At 58.8% G+C, this 22,567-nt stretch carries 24 protein-coding genes; 12 read left to right on the top strand and 12 right to left on the bottom strand.

Annotated elements, in window-relative coordinates:
* Positions 1-2 precede the first annotated feature (2 nt).
* The 4 genes from R1T46_RS02725 to cobS form a co-directional block, all read right to left on the bottom strand.
* Positions 3-1,316, bottom strand: coding sequence for an MFS transporter (locus R1T46_RS02725; RefSeq protein ID WP_317307238.1), 1,314 nt, complete (start codon positions 1,314-1,316; stop codon positions 3-5).
* Positions 1,317-1,400: 84 nt separating this feature from the next.
* A complete protein-coding gene (locus tag R1T46_RS02720; protein ID WP_317307237.1) occupies positions 1,401-1,922 on the bottom strand; it encodes a methylated-DNA--[protein]-cysteine S-methyltransferase in 522 nt (173 codons plus the stop codon).
* Positions 1,919-3,433: a DNA-3-methyladenine glycosylase 2 family protein gene (locus R1T46_RS02715; RefSeq protein ID WP_317307236.1), complete on the bottom strand. Its 1,515-nt coding sequence runs from the start codon at positions 3,431-3,433 to the stop codon at positions 1,919-1,921. The genes R1T46_RS02720 and R1T46_RS02715 overlap by 4 nt, the downstream gene beginning before the upstream one ends.
* Positions 3,434-3,496: 63 nt before the next feature.
* Entirely contained in the window at positions 3,497-4,267 is a 771-nt protein-coding gene (gene cobS, locus R1T46_RS02710; RefSeq protein ID WP_317307235.1) for an adenosylcobinamide-GDP ribazoletransferase, read from the bottom strand.
* A 477-nt stretch (positions 4,268-4,744) separates the two neighbouring features.
* On the opposite strand from cobS, the gene R1T46_RS02705 reads away from it, so the two are divergent.
* The 9 genes from R1T46_RS02705 to R1T46_RS02665 all read left to right on the top strand — a co-directional run bounded on the left by R1T46_RS02705 (position 4,745) and on the right by R1T46_RS02665 (position 9,899).
* The gene (locus tag R1T46_RS02705) at positions 4,745-5,047 is read left to right on the top strand and encodes a putative quinol monooxygenase (RefSeq protein ID WP_092704911.1); all 303 of its coding nucleotides are present in this window, start codon (positions 4,745-4,747) and stop codon (positions 5,045-5,047) included.
* Positions 5,048-5,174: 127 nt separating this feature from the next.
* Complete coding sequence (locus R1T46_RS02700) at positions 5,175-5,510, top strand: hypothetical protein (protein ID WP_317307234.1); 336 nt, start codon at positions 5,175-5,177, stop codon at positions 5,508-5,510.
* 88 nt (positions 5,511-5,598) lie between these two features.
* Complete coding sequence (locus tag R1T46_RS02695; protein ID WP_138441980.1) at positions 5,599-5,904, top strand: NIPSNAP family protein; 306 nt, start codon at positions 5,599-5,601, stop codon at positions 5,902-5,904.
* A 418-nt stretch (positions 5,905-6,322) separates the two neighbouring features.
* Positions 6,323-6,634: a type II toxin-antitoxin system RelE/ParE family toxin gene (locus R1T46_RS02690; protein ID WP_317307233.1), complete on the top strand. Its 312-nt coding sequence runs from the start codon at positions 6,323-6,325 to the stop codon at positions 6,632-6,634.
* The gene (locus tag R1T46_RS02685) at positions 6,627-6,914 is read left to right on the top strand and encodes a helix-turn-helix domain-containing protein (RefSeq protein ID WP_317307232.1); all 288 of its coding nucleotides are present in this window, start codon (positions 6,627-6,629) and stop codon (positions 6,912-6,914) included. The genes R1T46_RS02690 and R1T46_RS02685 overlap by 8 nt, the downstream gene beginning before the upstream one ends.
* A 91-nt stretch (positions 6,915-7,005) precedes the next feature.
* Positions 7,006-7,425 carry a hypothetical protein gene (locus R1T46_RS02680; RefSeq protein ID WP_317307231.1) on the top strand — a complete coding sequence of 140 codons (420 nt, stop codon included), beginning with the start codon at positions 7,006-7,008 and terminating at the stop codon, positions 7,423-7,425.
* A gap of 154 nt (positions 7,426-7,579) precedes the next feature.
* Complete coding sequence (locus R1T46_RS02675) at positions 7,580-7,822, top strand: type II toxin-antitoxin system Phd/YefM family antitoxin (protein ID WP_317307230.1); 243 nt, start codon at positions 7,580-7,582, stop codon at positions 7,820-7,822.
* A 138-nt stretch (positions 7,823-7,960) separates the two neighbouring features.
* A complete protein-coding gene (locus R1T46_RS02670) occupies positions 7,961-8,290 on the top strand; it encodes a DHCW motif cupin fold protein (RefSeq protein ID WP_036202206.1) in 330 nt (109 codons plus the stop codon).
* Positions 8,291-8,516: 226 nt separating this feature from the next.
* Positions 8,517-9,899, top strand: coding sequence for an MATE family efflux transporter (locus tag R1T46_RS02665; protein ID WP_317307229.1), 1,383 nt, complete (start codon positions 8,517-8,519; stop codon positions 9,897-9,899).
* 40 nt (positions 9,900-9,939) lie between these two features.
* Here the strand turns inward: R1T46_RS02665 and R1T46_RS02660 are convergent, their stop codons facing one another.
* The 3 genes from R1T46_RS02660 to R1T46_RS02650 all read right to left on the bottom strand — a co-directional run bounded on the left by R1T46_RS02660 (position 9,940) and on the right by R1T46_RS02650 (position 12,891).
* The gene (locus tag R1T46_RS02660) at positions 9,940-10,476 is read right to left on the bottom strand and encodes a response regulator transcription factor (RefSeq protein WP_075195513.1); all 537 of its coding nucleotides are present in this window, start codon (positions 10,474-10,476) and stop codon (positions 9,940-9,942) included.
* On the bottom strand, positions 10,473-11,741 hold the full coding sequence (locus R1T46_RS02655; RefSeq protein ID WP_136633427.1) for a sensor histidine kinase: 1,269 nt from the start codon (positions 11,739-11,741) through the stop codon (positions 10,473-10,475). The genes R1T46_RS02660 and R1T46_RS02655 overlap by 4 nt, the downstream gene beginning before the upstream one ends.
* A 70-nt stretch (positions 11,742-11,811) precedes the next feature.
* Entirely contained in the window at positions 11,812-12,891 is a 1,080-nt protein-coding gene (locus R1T46_RS02650; RefSeq protein WP_317307228.1) for a GGDEF domain-containing protein, read from the bottom strand.
* 241 nt (positions 12,892-13,132) lie between these two features.
* Here R1T46_RS02650 and R1T46_RS02645 point away from each other — a divergent pair, with 241 nt between their 5' ends.
* The 3 genes from R1T46_RS02645 to R1T46_RS02635 are packed head-to-tail and all read left to right on the top strand — an operon-like array spanning position 13,133 to position 17,166.
* Complete coding sequence (locus R1T46_RS02645; RefSeq protein WP_317307227.1) at positions 13,133-13,798, top strand: ABC transporter ATP-binding protein; 666 nt, start codon at positions 13,133-13,135, stop codon at positions 13,796-13,798.
* A gap of 3 nt (positions 13,799-13,801) precedes the next feature.
* The gene (locus R1T46_RS02640; RefSeq protein ID WP_317307226.1) at positions 13,802-16,069 is read left to right on the top strand and encodes an FtsX-like permease family protein; all 2,268 of its coding nucleotides are present in this window, start codon (positions 13,802-13,804) and stop codon (positions 16,067-16,069) included.
* Positions 16,066-17,166, top strand: a complete 1,101-nt coding sequence (locus R1T46_RS02635; RefSeq protein ID WP_085681866.1) for a lipocalin-like domain-containing protein — start codon at positions 16,066-16,068, stop codon at positions 17,164-17,166. Before R1T46_RS02640 ends, R1T46_RS02635 begins: the two co-directional genes overlap by 4 nt.
* Position 17,167: 1 nt before the next feature.
* Here the strand turns inward: R1T46_RS02635 and R1T46_RS02630 are convergent, their stop codons facing one another.
* The 5 genes from R1T46_RS02630 to R1T46_RS02610 all read right to left on the bottom strand — a co-directional run bounded on the left by R1T46_RS02630 (position 17,168) and on the right by R1T46_RS02610 (position 22,556).
* On the bottom strand, positions 17,168-17,893 hold the full coding sequence (locus tag R1T46_RS02630; protein ID WP_036202227.1) for a proteasome-type protease: 726 nt from the start codon (positions 17,891-17,893) through the stop codon (positions 17,168-17,170).
* Positions 17,894-17,985: 92 nt separating this feature from the next.
* On the bottom strand, positions 17,986-18,771 hold the full coding sequence (locus R1T46_RS02625; protein ID WP_036202229.1) for a transglutaminase N-terminal domain-containing protein: 786 nt from the start codon (positions 18,769-18,771) through the stop codon (positions 17,986-17,988).
* Positions 18,768-19,706: an alpha-E domain-containing protein gene (locus R1T46_RS02620; RefSeq protein WP_036202232.1), complete on the bottom strand. Its 939-nt coding sequence runs from the start codon at positions 19,704-19,706 to the stop codon at positions 18,768-18,770. Before R1T46_RS02620 ends, R1T46_RS02625 begins: the two co-directional genes overlap by 4 nt.
* Positions 19,700-21,133, bottom strand: coding sequence for a circularly permuted type 2 ATP-grasp protein (locus tag R1T46_RS02615; protein WP_091641618.1), 1,434 nt, complete (start codon positions 21,131-21,133; stop codon positions 19,700-19,702). Before R1T46_RS02615 ends, R1T46_RS02620 begins: the two co-directional genes overlap by 7 nt.
* A 214-nt stretch (positions 21,134-21,347) precedes the next feature.
* On the bottom strand, positions 21,348-22,556 hold the full coding sequence (locus tag R1T46_RS02610) for an ammonium transporter (RefSeq protein WP_075195508.1): 1,209 nt from the start codon (positions 22,554-22,556) through the stop codon (positions 21,348-21,350).
* Positions 22,557-22,567 lie beyond the last annotated feature (11 nt).

The raw sequence follows: 22,567 nt of genomic DNA, 5'->3' as shown, positions 1-22,567 counted from the left end.
TGTCAGCCTGCCGCTTCCGATTCCCGTGTTTCGCTGGCCGGTATGGTCAACATCAGCAGGAAGCCAATCACCAGGAACACCAGGATGGTGCTCATGCCCCAGCGCTGGCTGTCAGTGACGGCCGTGACCCAGCCCACCAACAGCGGGCCGGCAAACGCGGTGGCTTTGCCAGAGAACGCGAACAGGCCGAACATCTGCGTTTGCAGGTGCGGCGGCGCAATGCGGGCCAAGTGGGAGCGGCTGGCGGACTGCAATGGCCCCACGAAGATGCCGAGGATCATGCCCCATACCCAGAACGCGGTGGCGCCGTCCACCACCAGAATGGCCAGGGCACTGCAGCCCAACCCCACCAGTGACAGCAGGATGGTGTTGCGACCGCCCAGGGCATCATCCACCCAGGCGAAGCCCAGAGCGCCCAGGCCGGCGGTGACGTTCAACGCGATGGCGAATTGCAGTACTTCCGTGGACCCCATATTGAAGGTCCCCGCCGCGTACACCCCGCCGAAGGTGAAGATAGTGGCCAGGCCATCGGTGTAGAGCATGCGGGCGATCAGGAAGCGCACAATGTCCTTGTACTGGCGAACATTGGCGATGGATTCCTTCAGTTGCCGGAACCCGGCGCGGGTGGCGGCGGCAAGTCCCAGGCCGGTGGATGGGCGGTCGGGAACAAAGATAAAGGCTGGCAGAGCAAATACCAGATACCACACCGCTACCAGCACAAAAGTGGCACGCACGTGCTCGGCGTTGTCCCGATTGAGATCGAACAGGTTGGCATCGGCTTCGATAAAGCCATACAGCGCCACGATAAGGCTCAGCACGCCGCCAGTGTAACCCAGCCCCCAGGCCCAGCCTGACCAGCGCCCGGTTCGCGCCGGGCTTGCGAGATCCGGCAGCATGGAGTTGTAGAAAATGAACGCAAACTCGGCGCCGAGTGTACCCAGGCCGACCCACAGTGCTGCGTTCCAGAACTGATTCTGTTCCGGCGTGACCGTCCACAACATGGCGCACGAGACCACGCAAAGCAGGGTGAAGCTGATAAACCAGGGTTTACGACGGCCGGACTGATCTGCGATGGCCCCCAATATCGGCGCCAGAATTGCGATGAACACGCCGGCAATGCCAACGATGTTGCCCCAGGCTGCCGTGCCCTTTACCTCGTCCTGCACCACCGACACGCTGAAGTACTGGGCGAAGACAAAGGTCAGAATGATGGTGAAAAAGGCGCTGTTGGCCCAGTCGTAGAGCGCCCAGGACCAGAGCGCGCGTTTGTCTTCCGGCTTTCCCTGTGGGGGGGCGACAGGCGATTGCGATGACATGTGGGGCTGGGCTCCTGATCCTTGCAAGGTAAATCCGTGCAGTGATTGTCGCCATTATCACCACAAATGCACAGCCCCGTGGGGTTAAACCCTCTTCAGGTTCCGTGTTTCGTGGTCCAGCAACCACGCTTTGCGTTCCAGGCCGCCGGCGTAGCCCGTCAACGTACCATTGGCTCCGATCACCCGGTGACAGGGAATCAGAATGGCAATGGGGTTGAGGGCATTGGCACGAGCCACGGCACGCACCGCCTTCGGGTTGCCCAGGGTGTTTGCCAGCGCGCTGTAGGAGCGGTGCTCACCCGCTGGAATCCCGGTCAGCCCCTGCCAGACCTGCTGCTGGAACTCGGTGCCGGTCAAGCGGATGTCCTTCCACGGCAGGGGCTTGATCACCCCCGAGAAGTAGGCGTCCAGCCATTCAATAATGGTCCCGGGGGCGGCGTTCGGTTGCTCGCGCCACTCAGGCTGACGGAACCGGCGGTTTTGCAGCATATGCATGCGCTCTTCGTTGTCGTCGAAGTCCAGGTGCACCAGTTGGTCATCCACCGTGGCCAGGCTCAGGGGGCCAACGGGACTGGGAAAGCGGCTGACATGAATTTGAGTTGTCATGATGTTGTCTCCTGCCGGGGTGGATGGGTGTTCAGTGATGTCCACAGGTACTGCGCTGCGTAAGCCCGCCATGGCCGCCAGCATTCGGCGTGGCGCGTCAGGGCTTTGGCGTCCCGCGGGCCGCCCAGATGGGCCGAGGCCTTGAGTATGCCCAGATCGCTGGCGGGAAACGCGTCTGGATCCCCCAGGCCTCGCAGGGCCAGGTAGTGGAGTGTCCAGGGGCCGATGCCTCGCATGGGTGCCAACTGCGCCAGCAAGGTGTTGCCATCCAGCTTGGCAAAACCGGGTTCGGCAAACCGGGCGGTGATTCGTTCCAGGGTGTCTGCACGGCTGCCGGGCATGCCCAGTTTGTTCAACGGCTGGCCGACGAGTGCTGCCGGTTCCGGGAATCTATGGGTAATACCCGTGCCCCCGGCAAGATCGTCGGGAAGGGCCTGGCCATAACGAGCCACCAGCCGTCCAGCCAGGGTTCGCGCCGCGGAGAGGGATATCTGCTGCCCCAGAATCGCCCGGACAGTTAGCTCAAACCGGTCCCAGCTGCCCGGAACGCGCAGGCCGGGATGCTGTGCGATCAGTGGTTCCAATAGCGGATCCCGCGCCAGGTGTTCGCCAATGCCGGGCAGGTCCGCATCCAGATCGAGTAAACGGCGTATCCGCGCACTCACCTCCAGAATAGACTGCCGCGCCGGCCCACGAAGGATAACCTGCACCCCCGGGGGATTGTCGCTTGGTCGGCAGATGACCAGCCCTGGTTGCCCAGCAATACAGAGCGATCGCGCGTAGTGGTGCTCGCCAACCGCTTCCAGGCCTGGAATGGCCCGCGCCCGAAAGAACGTCAGTAACTGCTCACTGTCGAACGGTGGCCGGGCCCGCAAGAACAGAACCAGGTCGTCGTGTGCCGGCAGAAAAAGATCGTCTGCACCGTTCTGTGTGGCTTTGGGTGATGGCTTGAGGCCTCTGCGGAATGCCGTCGGTGCGTTGCCGTAGGCTTCTTTCAGGGTGTGATTGAAGCGGCGCAGGCTGCTGAAACCGGCAATATCCGCGATCTCCGTCATACTCAGGTTGCTGTCGACAATCAACTGCCGGGCCCGCAGTAAGCGCCGGGCCTGGGCGTGTTGTTGTGGGGTGGCTCCGGTGTGGCGTTTGTAGAGCTGGCGCAGGTAGCGGTCGGTAATGCCCAGCCGTTCGGCCAGGTCCGCCACGGAGCCGTTATCCAGAGCACCTTCGTCCACCAGCCGCACTGCCCGGGCCACGGTGGTGTGAACCCCGGCAGCAGCCGGGCTACCAGGTGTCGCTTCTGGCCGGCACCGCAGACAGGGTCGAAAGCCGTTGGCCATGGCCGTTTCTGCAGACGGGTAAAAACGCACGTTCCCCCGCTTGGGCGTCACCGCCGGGCAAATGGGACGGCAGAAAATCCCGGTGGTCAACACGGCGGTGTAGAAGTGACCGTCGAATCGGGCGTCCCGGGTTTTCAGTGCCTGGTAGCAAAGGTCATCCGTTAATGTGTCCATGATAGAAAGTGTACCAGCGAAACCGGGAAAAACTCGCCGAATTCGGAACTGATCGTTGAGCCTTTACATCGCAAGCCCAAGCAGTAGGACCAGCTCCGCAAACATCACACTGGCCCCGAGGGTGTCGCCGGTATAACCACCCAGCTGCCGGCGCAGATACCCGCCCCAGACAATGGCCGTACCCAGCGTGGCGATAACGAGCCACAGCAGGGCTCTGGTCTCAAACGGGATGAGGGTCAGAGAGACAATCGCAGTGAACACGGTGGCAATCGCCAGTCGTGAACGCGAAAAATCTTCCGCTACCGGCTTGCTCTTGCTCTTGTCCGGGTCGGTCACATACGGCAGGAAGCCCATAATCATCAGTGGCGCGAGACGCGACACCATCGGGGCCAGGATCAGCGCCAGCCACACCGGTTGGGCTTCAGCCAGCAGCGCAAGTTTCAGCACCAACGCCACCACCAGCGCCACCGTACCGTAGGTGCCGATGCGGCTGTCCTTCATGATCCGCAACCTGGCCTCCAGGGTATACCCGCCGCCCAACGCATCGATACTGTCGGCCAATCCATCCTCGTGGAACGCGCCGGTAATCCACAGGTGAAAACCCAGAATAAGGATTAGACTGACCAGCGGGCTCCAAAGCTGCACAACAGCCATGTACAGCCCCGCATAAATAACGCCGAGCACCAGCCCCACCAGAGGGAAGTAGACACTGCACTGATTCATCAGGCGGGGGGAATAGTCGATACGCACCAGCATCGGAATGCGTGTCAGGAACCCGATGGCCAGCCAGAAAGCTTGCCATTCCCTGGAAACGAGAGGTTTCAGTTGGCTCAATGCGTTGCCCTGCTTTTGGAGGTGGTATAAATCTGCGGCCAGTTTAGCATTATCGTTGGGCGAGCTTGTTGTACACCGATGTTTTAGCGTTTCCGCGAGCCCCTGAATGTCGAAAAGGCCAAACCTACAACCGATATTGCACGCTGGAGTTATACGAACCGGTTCGCAAAACTCCAGGTTAGGAGCGGGAACCCCTTGTAAGTATCTGATACTGTTGGAACCAGACTATAGTGTTGTGGAGTTATACGCCCATGTTTGGGGGGAGCTTAGAGGCGAACAAGGGCGTATAACTCCGGCGGTAGCCGTGGAAGGTTCTGGTTAGGTTTTGATTTTAAAGTGATTTATTAAATCGGACAGCGCGGCTGAAATTGGAGTTATACGAATGGGTGATATACGAACGGGTTCGTATAATACGCTGTTAGACTTGCAAGAGAACATCGCATATCGTGATGTCGTTTAAACAACAGGAGACATACCATGGTCAAAGTAGCCTTGTTCGTTCGCCTTGAAGCGAAACCCGGAAAAGAGAAAGAGGTTGAGAGCTTCCTTGTGAGTGGCCTTCCCATCGTCAATGAGGAGCCTGCCACCACTGCGTGGTTTGGCATTCGCCTTGGACCAAGCACTTTCGGAATCTTTGATGCTTTCCCGGATGAAGCGGGTCGGCAGGCCCATCTCTCCGGCAAGGTCGCAGCCGCGTTGATGGCAAAGGCAGGTGAATTGTTCTCCGAGCCCCCGTCCATCGAAAACGTTGATGTACTTGCGGCAAAGCTACCTGGCTAGCAAGCCTAACAATTCGTTCAAGCCGAACTTGCTTCGTTCCACCGTCGCCGTGGCAGGTTAAGCTTGCCACGTCGCCGGCTCCTCTACGCAAGTCGGCTTAACTCAGGCGTTAGATTGGCAGAAAACCATGAGCGAACTTCTCAAACAACTTGAGTCATCGCCGGTTAACGTGCCGGAATTAGTTGAGGAATGGTATGAGGTTGCAGGCCGAAACGACACGGCCTTACTTGAGGCTGCCCAGTCCATTGCTAGCTCATTTATCGAATCTCGGCTGCCGTTTGCTGTGGCTAGCTCTGCCATGACTCAGCTCATGGTTAGGCGTGCGTGGGAAGCCCCAGAAGGCTTTTGGCGTCTGTTTGTTGCCTTTGAAGATCTTGAGTTGGAGGAAGATCCCGGCGAAAGGGGGCGTGCACATGTTCAAACCGCATTGTCGGAAGTATGCCCATCTAACAAATGGTTGTAGTGCGTTCCGGCCTACGGCCTCCACCGGACGCCCTTGTCGGGGCGCCGCTAAACCAGGGCGTTACAAGGTCAACTGAAAGGGAGTTCAAGTGGTTACCTGCTACTTAAAGTACGTTATAGATCCCTACAAAGCCGCCGAGTTCGAGCGCTACTCGAAAATGTGGATACCCTTGGTCCAGAAATTCGGCGGTCAGCATCATGGGTATTTTCTGCCGTCCGAGGGTGCCAACAATATCGCTATCGCGTTATTCACCTTCGAGTCTCTGGCAGCCTACGAAAAATACCGTGAAGCCTCGTTCAAAGACTCCGATTGCCAAGCCGCATTCAAATACGCCGAAGAAACTCGTTGTGTACTAAGCTGTGAGCGCAGTTTTATGCGGCCGGTTTTTGAGTAAGCTTGTAACAAGTGCGGTCAAGGGGCGCGCCTGACGCCGCGCCCCTGCCGCCTAGCGTTATGGCGCTTTACGTACATTTCGCCTACATTTTTCAGGTTGTGCCGAGATAGTTGGAGGGCAAAGAACATGGAGGTTTTATCGTGCGCTAGCGTCTCAATTCTGGAGAATGATCATGAAAAAAATAATGCTAAGTTTGGTTCTCATTTTATTCGCGTCGACGGTATTTGCTCATGGGGGTGGTTGTCGCAAAGACAGCCCTCCCGGGCAATGCTGCCACGCAGGCTCAAAGCCCTATCATTGCCACTAAAAGCGTACCGCTTATGGTGCCCTCCGCTGACGCTCCGGCGTCGGTTACCTCAGCGTTGCACCTCACTGAGGCAGTCTTGATCATTATACGGCATTGCCGTATATTTTGGTCATGCTATTCATCGAAACCTCAACGTTCACCAAGTTGTTGTCGAACTACCTCACGGATGAGGAGTACCGAGGACTTCAAAACTACCTTTTGCAGAAGCCGGATGCCGGGGATCTGATTAAAGGTTCAGGTGGTGTTCGCAAGGTTCGGTGGGCACCGGCGGGTTCGGGAAAGAGCAGTGGTATCAGAGCCATTTATTACTGGAAGAAATCTGACCACGAGATATGGATGCTCACGCTGTACAGTAAATCAGAGCGTGCCAGTATTCCTGGCCATACGCTCAAACAGATAGCGGAGGCGATCAAAAATGGGTGACAGGAACCTTGGGGCAGAGATTCTTGACGGTATCAATGAAATCAAGCAATTCAAGAAAGGCAAATTGGCTCTACGAACCCATGAGCTATCGGAGCCCTCACCGCCGAAAGTGATTAGGCTGAAGTTGAAAATGTCTCAATCTGCGTTTGCCGGTCTTATGGGCGTGAGTATGAGAACCCTTCAGGATTGGGAGCAGGGGCGTAGGGAACCACAGGGTCCAGCGGTTGCTCTTTTGCGCATTGCTGAGCAACACCCGGAAGTTTTCAATCAGCTTCACTGACCTGAGTGAGGTGTAACCAGGCCATGCACCGGATGCCAAAACCTCCGCTTCGCTCCGGTTTTGCCACCGGTGATGGCGGGCGTTACACGATATGTTGAATGTCATAGATCTTCTTGGAAAAACCTTTACTGCTGAAGAGGACGACTCTTTCACGCGAACTGTAATGGAAGAGGATGAGGGGCACGGTGTGTATTCCCATCACGTCGAGTCTACAAATGGTTTATGGGAGATGGGCTTGGATACCAATGGGGTAGTTGAGACCATTTTCCTGCAAGCTAAACCATCATCATCTTTGCCATTTGGTCTTGAGGCTTCGATGACACCAGATGATGTAGTGAGTCTTCTTGGCGCCCCTGATAGAACAGGTGAAGAAAAAGAGATTGAATTATTGGGGAAATATGGTCCTTGGCTGCGCTTCGATCGGGAAGATATGTGTATTCATGTCGACTTTAATATTGGCACCCATTCGCTAAAGCAGGTCACAGTTATGCTTCCTGAAATTGCGCCATAGTCATGTGTAACAAGGCGCTGTAGTACGCGGTGAACCTCCACCTGACGCCCTAGCCGGGCGTCGCTTATCATTGGCGCTATACAAAACGTTCGTCTTGGCGTACGTACCCAAAGGCGTACAATTGGTTAAAAGTTGAACACACAAAAGGTGCGTCATGACCGGAATCTCAGCAACTGAGGCGCGCAACAACCTATATCGGTTGATCGACGAGACTGCCGAGTCCCACCAACCAATCGTTATCATGGGTAAGCGGAACAAAGCCGTCCTGGTTTCCGAGGAAGACTGGTCGGCAATTCAGGAATCACTTTGTCTGCTCTCCGTACCAGGTATGCGGGAGTCTGTTCGGGAGGGAATGGGTAACCCCGTGGATGAATGCGATGAGGAGCTGGACTGGTGACATGGAAGTTGGTTTACACCAAACAAGCCTAGAAAGATGTAAAAAAGTTGGCCTCCAGCGGCCTCAAACCAAAAGCCCAGCCGCTGTTGCCGGATAATTTTCCCACAGCTTCGCGTCATGTGCTTAAGGAGAAGCAAATTGGACATAAGGAATCTACACTTTGGGGTTACTGACTGGTCAGAAGTTGAGAGGACCGAACACACAGGGGAACAGGGAGTTGCTTATTGGCAGACCCGCACTTTCGGCGATATCCGGGTTCGTATGGTCGAGTACAGCCCCGGCTATCTGGCTGATCATTGGTGCGCCAAAGGGCATATCCTGCTCTGCCTGGAAGGTGAACTCCACACTGAGTTAAAGGACGGGCGTTGCTTTGTTCTCAAGCCGGGTTCTAGTTATCAGGTAGCAGACAACGCTGAGCTTCATCGCTCCTCGACCGAGCGGGGCGCAAAGCTCTTCGTCGTGGATTGAAACTCACTATTCAAGCGGTCAGTCGCCCAACGATCCGCCGCATCCACGGCGCCACAATCGCGACCGTCGGAAAACCTGCCGCAAAAGCGGCGATGAGAACTCCTGGGTGTTGTTTTCAGCAACCGATAGCCCAGGAGTAACCTACGCCCCCCAAAAGGCGTTCGGGGAGGACGGCAAGCCAGCCCCGGCTTGTTAGTATCTGACAATACCCTTTCCGGAACGGCCTATGGTCCCCAGTTCAGGCCCCGTGCGCCAGCGGTTGATGACCCTGGCCTGGCCCATCATTATTCAGTTCTATCTGTTTCAGCTCACCGGCGTGGTGGACAACCTGATGGTGGGTCAGTTTGGTGAGCAGACCATCGCTGCACTGGGAATCTGCCTGCAGCTGAATTTCCTGGTGGTGCTTTGCTACGCGGCCTTGACCGAGGGTGGCGCCGTGATTACCGCCCAGTTGCGTGGCGCCCGGAAGCACGCCGAGATCCGTGAGACCCTGGCAACTCTGCTGACCGCCGGCCTGTTTACGGGCGTGGCCATTGGGGCTCTCTATATTGTCTTTGGCGAGTCGCTTCTGGCTTTGCTGACTACGGACCTGTTCCGTGCTCCGGCGGAGCGCTCCGGGCTGCCGGGCATTGGCTATGGCTATCTGTGGATCATCGGGCTGGGGTTGCCTGCGCTGGTGATTGCCCATGTGGCCATGTATGTGCTCCAGTCCCTCGGCAACACCCGCACCCCCATGCGACTGGCCCTGTATGGCAATGTCTTGAATGCCCTTGGTAACTACCTGTTGCTGTTTGGCGGTGCCATTCAGGGCGTAACCGAGCCCCTGTTCCCACCTCTTGGGCTTCCCGGTGTTGCAATCGCCACTGTGCTGGCGTGGTTGTTTCAGGCGGTGTTCATGCTACGCGCCGTTCTCCGCCATCCGGCGGTCAATGCCCGGGTAAGGGATGTCTCCGGGCTGGCGTGGCAACGGCTCAGGCGAATCCTGTACCTGGGGTATCCGCTGTCCGTAGATGGTTTTCTGTGGCAGGGGTCGGCGTTCATTTACACCATGATGTTTAACCGGGTGGGTGCGGAAGCTTACGCGGCCTTTTTGGTGGCGTCGATTATTCGTGGGTTTTCGCTGGCTCCGGGTGTCGGGTTACAGCAGGCCGTTAGCATTGCCCTGGGGGAATCGCTGGGTGGCCGGCATCCTCAGCGGGCACGAGCCTACACCGCCATGGGTATCCGCATGGTGTTGCTGGTGTTGCCGTTGCTGACGTTGATCGTGGCATTGCTTACCCCCTTGTTCCTGCAGTTCTACGAAATCAGCGAATTAACCCGGGAGCGGGTGATCTGGATGGTGGCTCTGAGCGTTCTTTACAGCGGTGCCACGGCGTTAACCATGATTATTCCGGGCATTCTGAGGGCCGGTGGCGATACCCGCGCACCGATGGTGATCACCCTGATTGGCTTTGCCGGTGTCGGGGTGCCCGTGGCCTGGTACTTCGGGCTCTATCTTGGGTTTGGTCTTTGGGGTGTGTTTGCCGGCTTTGTTGCGGATGAAGTGGTGAAAGCCGTTATCATGGTGATCTACCTGCGGCGTGAAACCTGGCTACGGCGCCTGGCCTGACGCCGTTTAACCCGCGCCCAACGGCTGCGTGTTCAGAGTGTCACTGGTTGCGCCAGCGGGAATGCTTCTGAAGCTTCCGCTGCAGGGTTCGCCGGTGCATGTTCAGCGCTCGGGCTGTTGAGGACACATTGCCGTCGTGCTCGTTCAGCACTCGCTGAATGTGTTCCCACTCCATTTCCTCCACCGTTGGGGGTTCTTCACGGGTTGCCGGTGGGCCGTCCAGTGGGCTGAAACCGGCCGTCAGTTGGCTCAGTGTGACCGGTTTGCACAGGTAGTTGACGGCACCCCGGCGCATGGCTTCCACGGCGGTGGCGATGCTGCCATACCCCGTCAGTACCAGCACCTCCAGTTCGGGTTGAAGGGCCAGCAGCTCCGGCAGTAATTGCAGGCCGCTTTCGCCGGCCAGGTTGAGATCCAGCACGCAGCGATGAAAGGTCTGTGATTCCAGTGCTGCTATGGCCTCCAGACGGTTGAGGGCACACGTGGCCTCGATGTTCTGGCGCTTCAGGGAACGCTGTAGCACCTGCACGAAGGCTTCGTCATCGTCGATCAGCAACCAGGTCGGCTGGCCGTTCATTCCGCCTCCTTGTCGCCCTGGGTATGGGCTTGCGCTTGTGGCAGGTCGATGATCATGGTGGTGCCCGTGCGGTCGGCCCTGGCTTTGAGGGTGCCGCCGTGGCGCTGGATGGTGGCGTTGGAGAGGAACAGCCCTACGCCCAGGCCATGTTCGGAGTCTACAACGCCATCGCCGGCGGTGTTCTGCAGTGAGAGTTCCAGACCCTTGCCATGATCCTCAACCACGATTGCGACCCGTCCCTCGTCGCTGTCCCCCGCGCTGACCGTGACCCACGATGGGCTGGCCGTCAGGGCGTTGGCCAGAAGGTTCAGTATGGCCTGGTCCAGGGTGGCATCCACGGCGACGGGCTGGTCGGGGAATGGCGCCTGCCAGTGGATGGGCGACGCCGGCCACAACAGCGTGGCTGACTCCCGCAGCCGCATCATCCAGAAGTGCAGCGGAAGGATTTCCTGCTGCGCGGCCTTGGCCTGCATGGCGGCAGTAGACAGTTGGTGCAGGTGGTTGCTGCAAAGGCCCAGTTGCTTCTCCATCAACCCAAGGTCGTCTGCAAGCGAAGGGTCGGTGTGCACGGATTTCATTTCGTCCACCAGCAGGGCCATGGTGTTCAGCGGCGTACCCAGCCGATGCGCCACCGCCGCGGCGGACAGGCCCAGGGCAATCACCTGTTCATCCCTGAGCCGGTTCTCCCGGAATTCGGCCAGTTGTCCCTGTTTCTGTCGCAACCGACGGGCCAGTGAGCCAACCACCAGCAACAGCATGGTGGCAGTGATGGCAAAGGTGGCCCACATGCCCATCAGGTGCAGTTGGGTCAGGTTGGCGTTGTGATGTTCGTGGGTAAGCGGCGTGTGCCACAGCACCATGGCGGTGTAGAAGCCAAAACCGATGACCGTCAGAGCAATGCTTTCGCGCAAGGGGACCAGGATGATGGCAACGGCAATGGGAAGCAGCAGCAGCGAGACAAGCGGATTGGTATAGCCTCCTGTGAGGAATAGCCAGGCGCTGATCAGGAAAAGATCCAGGGCGAGCCCGAGGCTGACCGTAACCGTCAAACGGGGAGGCCGGCGGGTAAACCAGAGCCAGCCAAGGGTTGCCAGTACGGTGTAGAGCAGGCAGATCAACAGGGCTTCTGGCCGATGGGCCAGGGTGACCATGGTGTCGGCGATGGCAACGGCGACCAACTGAATGACCACGATGGCCAGACGCATGGTGAGAAGGTAGCGCGCCGCCTGTTGAAAACCGGTTTGTGAGTGAGTCAGCCATTCCATGGCATGCATTCTAGCGGGTTTTCGACGGTGCTACTGCGGGAATGTCTTCAGTCGGATGCGGCATTCTGTCTCATGCGCGGTGGGTGTCTGACTCCAGCGGTTCCAGAAGGCTGGCGGTTGTCTCCGCCGGGATGATCAGATTGCGGCCCCGGTCCTTTGCTTCGTACAGACGTTTGTCGGCTTCTCTTACCAACTGGCGCAGGGTCTCGCCGTCTGGCCCGAACTCCGCGACGCCACCACTGAGAGTCAGACGGATAACGTCGTTGTTGACGGTCAATGGGGTAGAGGCGACCGCAATACGGATTTTTTCAGCCACCTCCAGGCCTTGCTGGCCATTGGTATTGGTCAGCAGTATGCCAAACTCTTCCCCTCCCAGGCGTGCCGCCAGATCGGTTGCACGCAGGCATTCCCGGAAAATACGGGCAACGTGTTGCAGGGCCAGATCGCCGGTGTCGTGGCCATAGCGGTCGTTGACCTCTTTGAAATGATCGAGGTCGAGCGCGAGCAGGGTCATCGGCGTGTTATAGCGTCGGGTGCGCTGTTGCTCCCGTTTGAAGATGTCACTGAGCCTGGCCCGGTTGGCAAGGCCGGTGAGGGTGTCGGTCTGGGCAATCTTGAGCAGTTGGCGCTGTGACTGTTCCCGGGTCACTTCGTAGACGTGGGAGAACACCAGGATGCACAGGGAGATGACGGCAATGTTGGCGATCGGCAGCGCTTGCATCATGGCCGGCTCATCGTGATACCTGAGCAGGAAAATAATGCCGGCGACGCTCATGTAGAACACGGATATAGCCAGGCCAAGTCGACGCCCCATCAGCAGGTGAGAGACGATCGGAATCAGGAGCACCCAGGCGTGTACGGTGGCCGAGGCTCTGGGGATGGTCATGGCGAACATCATGGCGGTGAAAAACGGGATGGCGTAAGCAATGATCCAGCGCTCAAGATGCTGTGTGTTGCGTACCGCCCTGTAAACGAGAATGGCGTATGCACCCATTGCGAGTTCGACGATGGCTAACGGATAACTGCCTGTGAGCAGGTTGAGCATGGCAAACAGGGCGCCCCCGAGCATGGTGAGAACCAGCAACGCCTTTAATACCGCCTTGCGATAGGGGCGAGCCAGGGCTTTCAGGGGTTCTTTGTAGCTATCCATGAGGCGAGATCTTTGGTGGCCCGGTAACTCAATGTATCCAGGCGGTAAAAATATGTAGGTAATGTAAGCACAAGTAAAGAGGGGAGAATTAGATCAGATTTTCAACAAAAAAGTGAGGGGAGTTAAGACTAAAGTCGTAGCATTTCTGCCTCTAAATCCAAATTCACCAACGTCCCGGCCCGGATCCATAAGGGCATTCGGGCTGTATAGTACTTAAAGATACTGTCCAGCGGAGCGCATGATGGGAAGTCCGGTATTGGCCGTTGAAGGGTTAAGCAAAGGTTATATCAGCGGTCGCCAGCGGGTGTCCGTGCTGGCGGATCTGTCCCTGTCGGTTTGTTCGGGGGAGTCCCTGGCGGTTGTGGGACGATCAGGTTCCGGTAAGAGCACTTTGCTGAACCTGTTGTGTGGCCTGCAGACACTGGATGACGGACGCATCGCCGTCGCGGGTGAGTCCTTTGCAGCAACTGGCGCAGGCGCCGAAGTGCGCTGGGCAGAACTCCGCCGGCGCACCATTGGCGTGGTGTTCCAGGACGTTAATCTGATGCCCGCGCTCTCGCTGCTGGACAACGTTCGCCTGCGCTCCCATCTGGCCGGCCACGATACTGGCGGCGAGCGTGAGTGGCTGGAGCGCCTGGGTGTGGGGGCCGAAGCTGACCGTTACCCGGATCAGGTGTCGGGTGGCCAGGCCCAGCGAGCGGCACTGGCCATGGTATTCGCCATGGCTCCGGCGTTGATTCTGGCGGACGAGCCCACCGGCAGCCTTGATCGTCACACCGCTGATGAGGTGGCGGACTGCCTGTTCACTGTGCAACAGCAAACCGGTTGTGCACTGGTGCTTGCTACCCACGACAGGGAACTGGCGTCCCGCTGCGACCACTTGCTTGATCTCAGCACGACTGTTTGACCAATGATGCTTGCGCGCGCCTTCGTCAGCCACTACCGCCGCCACCCCATCCAGCTGTTGGCTCTGGCGTTGATGATTGTGCTGGCAACCATGCTTTGGACCGGGGTGACGGTACTGACAGACCAGGCCCGCAATAGCCTGTTGCAGAGCGAGAATGCGGTGGCGGCTCGCGCTCATGTGATTCGCTCGGATGGGCGACCGGTGGGTGTGGATGACTTTGCTGCCCTGCGTATGGCCGGCGTGTGTGTGGCGCCCTGGCTGGAGCTGCAGCGACCGCCGCCGGAAGGGCGGGTGATCGGCATCGACCCGTTGGCGATGGGGTGTTTCGGTGACACTGGCCTCGGCAGTGGTGCCGACACGTTGGATGGTGCGCCTTTCCTCGATATCAGCGAGGCCGCAGAACTTTCGAAAGAAGGGTACGGCAGCCGGCTTTACCTGCTGGCGCGGGATGAGAACAGGGATTTACCAACTGGTTATATTCTGCGTGAATTTTCCATGGGCCCACCCACCGGTGAACTGGCGGACAGTTTCCTGCTGAATCTGGATGCCCTGAGCCTCCTGGTGCTTCTGATTACTGGCCTTCTGGTGCGCAGCGTACATCGATTGGGGATTGCTCAACGGCACGGCAGCTTTTCCCTGCTGCATCGGTTTGGTGTGCCTCGCCAACGGATAACGCAGTGGCTGACCTTGGAGCTGTTGGTACTGACCGGTATTTGCGTTGTGCCGGGGTTATGGTTGGGGGCAAGGCTTGCCGGGATGCTGGGTAGCGGTTTCGGCCAGGCCCTCGACAGCCTGTTTGATGTGGCCGTCTATGCCGGCGCCGAAGAAGCACTGCCCTGGAGGGCCGCCGCCATCGTGGTCTTTCTGGTGTTGGCGGTCTGTCTGGTGGACTGGGTGGTCCCGGCGCGTTGGCGGGCGATGGCTGGCGAGGGCCGGGGCCGAACGATTGCCTTCCTGATGTTTCTGGTCGGGTTGGTGGGGGTTGCCCTGGCCCCGGACCTGGCCTGGGTTTTTGTCGCGACGGCGATGGTGTTTGCGGGCGCCGGTTGGCTGACACCTGGATGGTTGGCGCTGCTTGCCCAACGGCTTTCCAGTCGCACCGGCTCACAAAGAGAAGACCCACTTGCCCGCTGGCGGCAACGGGAACTGGCGGTGATGTTCCGGCACCTGGCGTTGCCGGTGGTGGCACTGCAATTTGCCATGGCCACGGTGCTGGCGGTGCAGGCGTTGGTGACGACCTTTGAGGGCACCTTCGAAACCTGGCTGGCCCAGCGCCTGGAAGCGGAGTTCTATGTGGAGGTGCCTGCGAATGCAGACGCCGACATGGCGGCTGCGCAATTGCAGAGCCTGGACGGTATCGGGCCGTGGCATCGTGTGATTCGTGGCCAGGCACACATTGCGAGGGCGGATTCCGGGAGCCAACGCGGCCTTGTCGATGAGCGTATTGCGGTGGACCTGTTTGCCCTGATGCCAATCAGTGATCTGGTGACAAAATGGTCTCTGTTGGAAAGTGTTGAGGAGCCCTGGCAAAAGCTTGAGACCGATAGCGTAATGATCAATGAGCAGTTGGCCCGGCGCTACCGGCTTGAGGTGGGCGACACCCTCGACATCAGATTAGCGGATACCAATCGTAATGCAGAAGTGGTGGCTATCTACGCCGACTACGGGCGGCCTGCGGGGGAAATTCTGATGGCCGGTTCTGCGCTGCCGGCGGCTTTCAAGCCCCACTTCCAAAGCTTTTCGGTGACACCCGGCGGCGTGGCGATGTCCGACATCCGCGGGCGCCTGTCGGACACCTGGCAGACGTCGGAACTCACCATCAGGGACAACAACAGCATCCGGGCCCTGGCGTCGAAGGTCTTCAGTCAGACGTTCCTGCTTACCCGCGCCATCAGCCTGTTGACCTTGTTGCTGGCGGCGATGGCCCTGCTGATTATGGGATGGGTCTTTTTCATTACCCGGGTGAAATACTTTCAACTGCTGGGCGTTTGGGGACTGCCTGCATCGAAGGTCAGGCGTCAGCTCCGGCGCCTGTCGGTGGCGCTGACCCTCACGGTGACCATTGCTGCGCTACCGCTGGGCGTGTGGCTGACCTGGGTGCTGGTCAGTCGCATCAACCCGCTGGCTTTTGGGTGGTCATTGCCGATGGACCTGTACCCGTTGTTCTGGATTGAACTGGGTTTGGTGGCCGTGGCGACAGGGCTGATAATCGCCCATCTGATGCGCCGGCAGCTTGGCCACATGGACAGCATTAAACAGGTGGAGCCATGAATATCCAAACCGGCGTTGTTGCCGGCCTACTGGCGGTCGTCCTTGCGGGCTGTACGGATTTGGAGAACGACACCGGATTCGCCGGGCTTGCGCAGCAGACAGGCGAGGTGGAGCAATCGCAATTCCAGCAGCCGGAGCCAGGCGACACCCTGATCTTTCCCGAGGACTGGGGGCCCCATCCGCAACACCGTATTGAATGGTGGTACCTGACCGCTAACCTGGAAACCCAGGACGGCAGACCGCTGGGGCTGCAGTGGACACAGTTCCGTCAGGCTTTGAAACCGCGACCCGCCAATGCGGAACCACCAGAGGCCAGTGCCTGGCCCCTGGACGCGGCGTGGATGGCACACGCCGCCGTGTCATTTGAGGGTGAGCACTGGTTTGAAGAAAAGCTGGCCCGGGGTGATTTGGGGCATGCCGGGGCCAGGGCGGACCCGTTACAGGTATGGCTGGATGACTGGCGGCTGGTATCGCAACCGGATTCCGAACAGTGGCATTTGCAGGTTGAGGGCGGTAACTGGCGCTACGATCTGCGCCTGAGCAACACCGGCAAACCGGTACCCCATGGGAAAAACGGGTTCAGTGCCAAATCCGCCAGTGGCGAGGGCTCAATGTATTTCAGCCTGGTGGATCTGCACATTGAGGGTACGGTGACCCTTGGCGATGAAACCCTGGCCGTTTCCGGCAAGGGCTGGTTCGATCGCGAGTGGAGCAGTCAGTTCCTGAAGGCTGGCCAGCAGGGCTGGGACTGGTTCGCCCTGCATCTGGATGACGGCCATAAACTGATGGCGTTTCGCCTGCGGGAAGACCAAGGCGCCTTCGTGTCTGGCAGCTGGATAAACGCCAATGGGCAGGTTGAAACGTTGAACGGAAACGACATCAGCCTGAGCCCACTCGACTGGCAATCCTCGCCGCAGGGCAGGGTTCCTGTGGAGTGGCATCTGCGGATGCCACAGCAAAACGTGGATATACAGGTTGCCGCGCCGCCCGGCGACTACTGGAACGCCGGGCTCTACCCGTATTGGGAAAGCCCGGTGACGGTGACAGGTTCCCACGACGGTGTGGGGTATATGGAACTGACCGGTTACCGCAACTGAGCTAGCGGATCGCCGGCGGCTGCAGACCGCTGATCAGTTCCTGGATGCCCCGGTGCCACTGTTGGCGGAGTTGGTGGAAGTAATCGTTGTGTTCGTCCACCCGGTCGACGAAGCAGGGCTTCAGTTCGTTGTTGCGGTATATGGCGACATCCAGCGGCATCCCCACCGACAGGTTGCTCTTCATGGTGGAGTCGAAGGAAATCAGGGCGCACTGGTAGGCCCGGTCCAGCGAGGAATTATAGTTCACGACGCGGTCGAGGATGGGCTTGCCGTATTTGGACTCGCCAATCTGGAAATAAGGCGTTTCTTCAGTGGCTTCAATGAAGTTGCCTTCGGGGTAGATGTTGAACAGGCGTACCTGTTCGCCCCGGATCTGGCCGCCCAGTATCAGTGAACAGCTGAAGTCCACATGGTTCACTTTGCCCTCGGGGTTGTCGCGGTGAATAACCTCGCGGATGGTTCTGCCGACAACCTCTGCCGTCTCGAACATGGAGGCGGTGGAGAACACATTGGGGTCTTCGGAGCCGGCGCGTTTTTCCAGCAGGCTGATAACGCTCTGGCTGGTGGCCAGGTTGCCCGCCGATAGAATCACCAGTTCCCGTTCCCCCGGCTGTTCGAAGACATGCATTTTGCGGAAGGTCGAAATCTGGTCAAAGCCCGCGTTGGTGCGGGAGTCGGATGCGAAAACCAGGCCGTCGGCCAGGCGCATCGCCACACAATAGGTCATGGGGCTACCCTCGGGTCGTACTGAATGCGCTCAGTTTACCCGTTTCTGCGCAGAAAGCATGGAGCGGCGTGTGGAATTTGCACAGCTTTTTGTTACTGGCTTTCCCCGGCCATGGTGACCCAGGCACGGGTCTGCAGGTGCTCCATGCCGCCGCCGCTGCGAATGCCCCGCACGGGTGCTGCATCCCGGTAATCCAGTCCGGTTGCCAGCTTGATATGGCTTTCAGCAACATTGAGCAGGTTCACCACATCAAAGGTATGCCAGTTGTGGCCCAGCCAGGCCTCGGCCCAGGCGTGGGTGGCCAGGTGGTCATCGCTGAACGTGTGGATGTAACCGCTGACATACCGCACCGGCACCCCAATGTGGCGGCAGCAGGAGATGAATACATGGGTATGGTCCTGGCACACACCCGCCTTCTGCTGAAAGGCTTCGGCGGCGGTGTGGGTCACCGTGGTGACGCCGGGCGTGAATTCGATGTGCTCGAGGATACGGTTCATCATTCGCACCAGGCTGCGCTTGTTGGCGGAGAACTGGCTTGCGAAGGCCTTGATGGCTTTGTCGGCGTCGGTTAACGGAGTGTGGCGCAGGAACACCTCGGGCGGAAACGGTGAGTCGTCCTTGGTTAATGGTTTGCCCGTGAGATCAACCACGCCCTCCGCCGTCAGGGTGATCTCCCTGGTCGCTTTGTCCATGGTCATGACGGTAACAATATTGCCGAAGCCGTCTGTCATCTGGCTGGTTTCGCCGGGGGCACTCAGGTGCCACTCCAGTATCTTCTGCTGGGGTGTGTTACGGGGTGTCAGGCGTAGATACTGGATGCCTTTGTGCATGGGTTCGTCGTAGCTATAGGTGGTGTCATGGCGGATATTCAGCTTCATTGTTTCCACCCCATGTAGTCTTTCTGGATCTGGCCGGCGATACGTTGAATGCGTTGCAGGAAGTCGGTCAGATACTCATTCAGGCCGCGCTCGGCAATGTACTCGCGGTCGCCGTAGCGGATGTTGGCATACAGGCTTGTGGCCAGGCGCCGGGCCCGGCGGGCCTCGCCGCTTTCGATCTGCTCCAGAAGATCCGCGATTTCCTCCAGGCAGGCGTGGAGCGAACGGGGAACATCCGGTTTGAGAATCAGAAGTTCGGCCACATTCATCGGTTCGATATTGTGGCCATAGGTGTTCTGGTAGGCCTCAAAGGCGGCCAACGAGTGCAGCAGCGCCGTCCATTCGAAGAACGACTGGGTGGGGTGTCCTTCCAGGGATTTGGTGGCCATGTGGTGGCGGATGTTCAGCACGCGGGCGGTGGCGTCTGCACGCTCGATAAACGTACCCAGGAGCAGGAAATGGAAGGCGTCATTGCGCAGCAGGGTGCCATAGGCCGCACCACGGAACACGTTTGAGCGTTCGCGGGTCCAGTCAAACACCCGGCTGGCGTTGGATTCGGTCACCCCTTTATGGCGTAGTTCCTTCAGCTCCATCCAGGCCAGGTTAATGCTCTCCCAGACATCTGCGGAGAGATTGCCTCGCACGTGCAGGGCGTTATCCCGGGCGCTGCGGATCACACTGAACACACTGGCAGGGTGGCGGTCGTCCAGGAGAAGGAAATCAATCAGGTTCTGGGGGGTGATTTCCGGGTAGAGCTCGTGAAAGGTTTCGCGGCTACCGGTCACCAGCAATGGCACGGATAGCTGTTCCTCGCGGTCTTCGGGAACGTCGATCAACGCCATGGTGAGGCTGACGTCCAGCAGACGGGCCTGGGTTTCCGCCCGCTCAAGATAGCGGGCCATCCAGAACAGACTTGATGCAGCTCGGCTCAGCATTCCTCGCCCTCCAGTACCCAGGTGTCCTTGGTGCCACCGCCCTGGGATGAATTCACCACCAGTGAACCCTCTTTCAGGGCCACCCTGGTCAATCCACCAGGTACCATCTGCACTTTCTTGCCCGAAAGCACAAAAGGCCGCAGGTCGAGGTGTCGGGGCGCTACGCCTTCGTTTACAAACGTCGGGCAGGTAGACAGGCTCAGTGTGGGCTGGGCAATGTAGTTGTCTGGCCTGGCCCGCAACAGCGAGCGGAAATGGCTCAGCTCTTTTTTGCTGGCCTTGGGGCCGATCAGCATGCCGTAGCCACCAGCGCCCTGGGTTTCCTTGACCACCAGGTCCGGCAGGTTGTCGAGGATGTACTTGAGGTCTTTTGGCTTGCGGCCCTGCCAGGTGGGGACATTTTTCAGGATCGGTTCTTCACCCAGGTAGAAACGGATCATCTCGGGTACGAAGGGGTAAATGGCCTTGTCGTCGGCGACGCCGGTGCCCATGGCGTTGGCAAGCACCACATTGCCGGTGCGGTAGGCTGCATAGAGCCCGGGTACACCCAGCATGGAATCCGGGTTGCCAGCCAGCGGATCGAGGAAGTCGTCGTCGACCCGCCGGTAAATCACGTCCACCTGCTGGGGGCCGACGGTGGTCTTCATGTAGACCTTATTGCGCCGTACAAACAGGTCCGCCCCTTCCACCAGTTCGATACCCATCTGCCGGGCCAGGAAGGCGTGTTCAAAATAGGCACTGTTGAAACGGCCGGGGGTTAGCACGACTACGGTAGGGTTGGGATTTAGCGACGCTGCGCGCAGTGTTTCGCCCAACAGGGCCGGGTAATGTTCAACCGGTGCTACCGGGGCCTTGGCAAACAGTTCTGGAAACAGGCGCATCATCATGCGCCGGTTTTCCAGCATGTAGGAGACACCGCTGGGGCAGCGGAGATTGTCTTCCAGCACGTAGAAATCGCCGTCGTTGTGGCGGATCAAATCGATGCCGGCTATGTGGGAATACAGATTACGTGGCAGCTTGAGGTTTTGCATGCCGGGCTGGTACTGGGGGTTGGCGAATACCTGTTCAGCACTGATGACACCGGCGCGAATAATCTCGAACTCGTGATAGATATCGAACAGGAAGCGGTTCAACGCCTGCACCCGCTGGCGCAAACCAGCTTGCAGACGTTGCCAGTCGCTGGCGGAGATTACTCGTGGGATCAGATCAAACGGGATAAGCCGTTCGGCCCCCTGGTCTTCGCCATAGACATTAAAGGTGATGCCCAGGCGTTGGAACAGCACGTCTGCCTCGCGGCGCTTCTCGGCCAACAGGGCTTCGTCGGATCGGATCAGCCAGTCCTCCAGCATCCTGCAGCTGGGTCGTACCCGATTATTCTGGTCGAACAGTTCGTCGTAGATACCCTCGGGTGGGGTTTGTATCAACATAACCATGACCCTCTCCTGAACACGCCGTCCACCGGATGTGGGCGGTCGGTATTCAGCCATTCCCATGATGTAAAGGAACAGCAAAAGGCAGGCCACTCTGGCGGCAAACCGTGGGTTTATCACCGGAACGGGTTATTTAAGAAAAGGCCAGACGGAGGGAAGTGTCAATAAAAAGCATTGCCAGCCGCCGGGAAAGGCGGCTGGCGGGCAAGGGTTATTCCAGGGACGTAGCGCCAATGCGGTGAATACTGACATCCGCACCGTTGAATTCCTCTTCTTCTGTGAGACGCAGGCCGGAGATGGCGTTAACAATGCCGTAGACGATCAGGCCGCCGACAAAAGCCACCACAACACCGGCAACCGCACCGATGATCTGCGACATCAGGCTGACCCCGCCCAGGCCCCCGAACGCTTCCTGGCCAAAGATGCCGGCGGCAATGGCACCCCATACACCGCACACACCGTGCAGGGGCCATACACCCAGTACATCGTCCAGGCGCTCAATCTTGTCCTGGGCCCACTCAAACATGTACACGAAGATGGCGCCGGCGATGCCACCGGTAATCAGCGCACCGACCGGGTGCATCAGGTCCGAACCGGCGCACACCGCCACCAGGCCGGCGAGCGGTCCGTTGTGGATGAAGCCCGGGTCCTTGCGGCCGACCAGCATGGCCACCAAAACGCCACCCACCATGGCCATGAGGCTGTTCACCGCCACCAGGCCGCTGATGCCATCCAGGGTCTGGGCGGACATCACGTTAAAGCCGAACCAGCCGACGGTGAGAATCCAGGCGCCCAGCGCCAGGAATGGAATGTTGGAGGGGGCAAACGCCACCACGCGGCCATTGCGGTAACGGCCTTTACGTGCGCCCAGCAGGAGCACGGCGGCCAGGGCGATCCAGCCGCCCACGGCGTGCACCACGACCGAGCCGGCAAAGTCGTGGAAGGCTGCACCAAACTGGTTCTCCAGCCAGGCCTGGAAGCCGTAGTTGCCGTTCCAGATCATGCCCTCGAAGAAGGGATATACAAACGCCACGATCAGCCCTGAGGCGATAAGCATGGGATAGAACTTTGCACGCTCGGCGATACCGCCGGAGACGATGGCGGGAATGGCGGCGGCGAAGGTCATCAGGAAGAAGAACTTGACCAGGTCATAGCCATTCGCGGCCGTCAGCTCTGAAGCGCCGGCCATAAAGTGGCTGCCGTAGGCGATGTAGTAGCCAATGAAAAAATAGGCCACGGCGGAGATGCCGAAGTCAGTCATGATTTTTACCAGGGCATTCACCTGGTTCTTGTGGCGCACGGTGCCGACTTCCAGGAAGGCGAAGCCAGCATGCATGGCCAGTACCATGATGGCACCGATCAGAATGAACAGTGTGTTGGCGCTTTCGGTCAGGGTATGTACTGCACTCGTGATATCCACGGGTTGGTTGC

It is taken from the genome of Marinobacter salarius (assembly GCF_032922745.1).
In the GTDB taxonomy this organism is placed as follows: domain Bacteria; phylum Pseudomonadota; class Gammaproteobacteria; order Pseudomonadales; family Oleiphilaceae; genus Marinobacter.
This window is presented reverse-complemented; position numbering and strand designations above follow the sequence as displayed.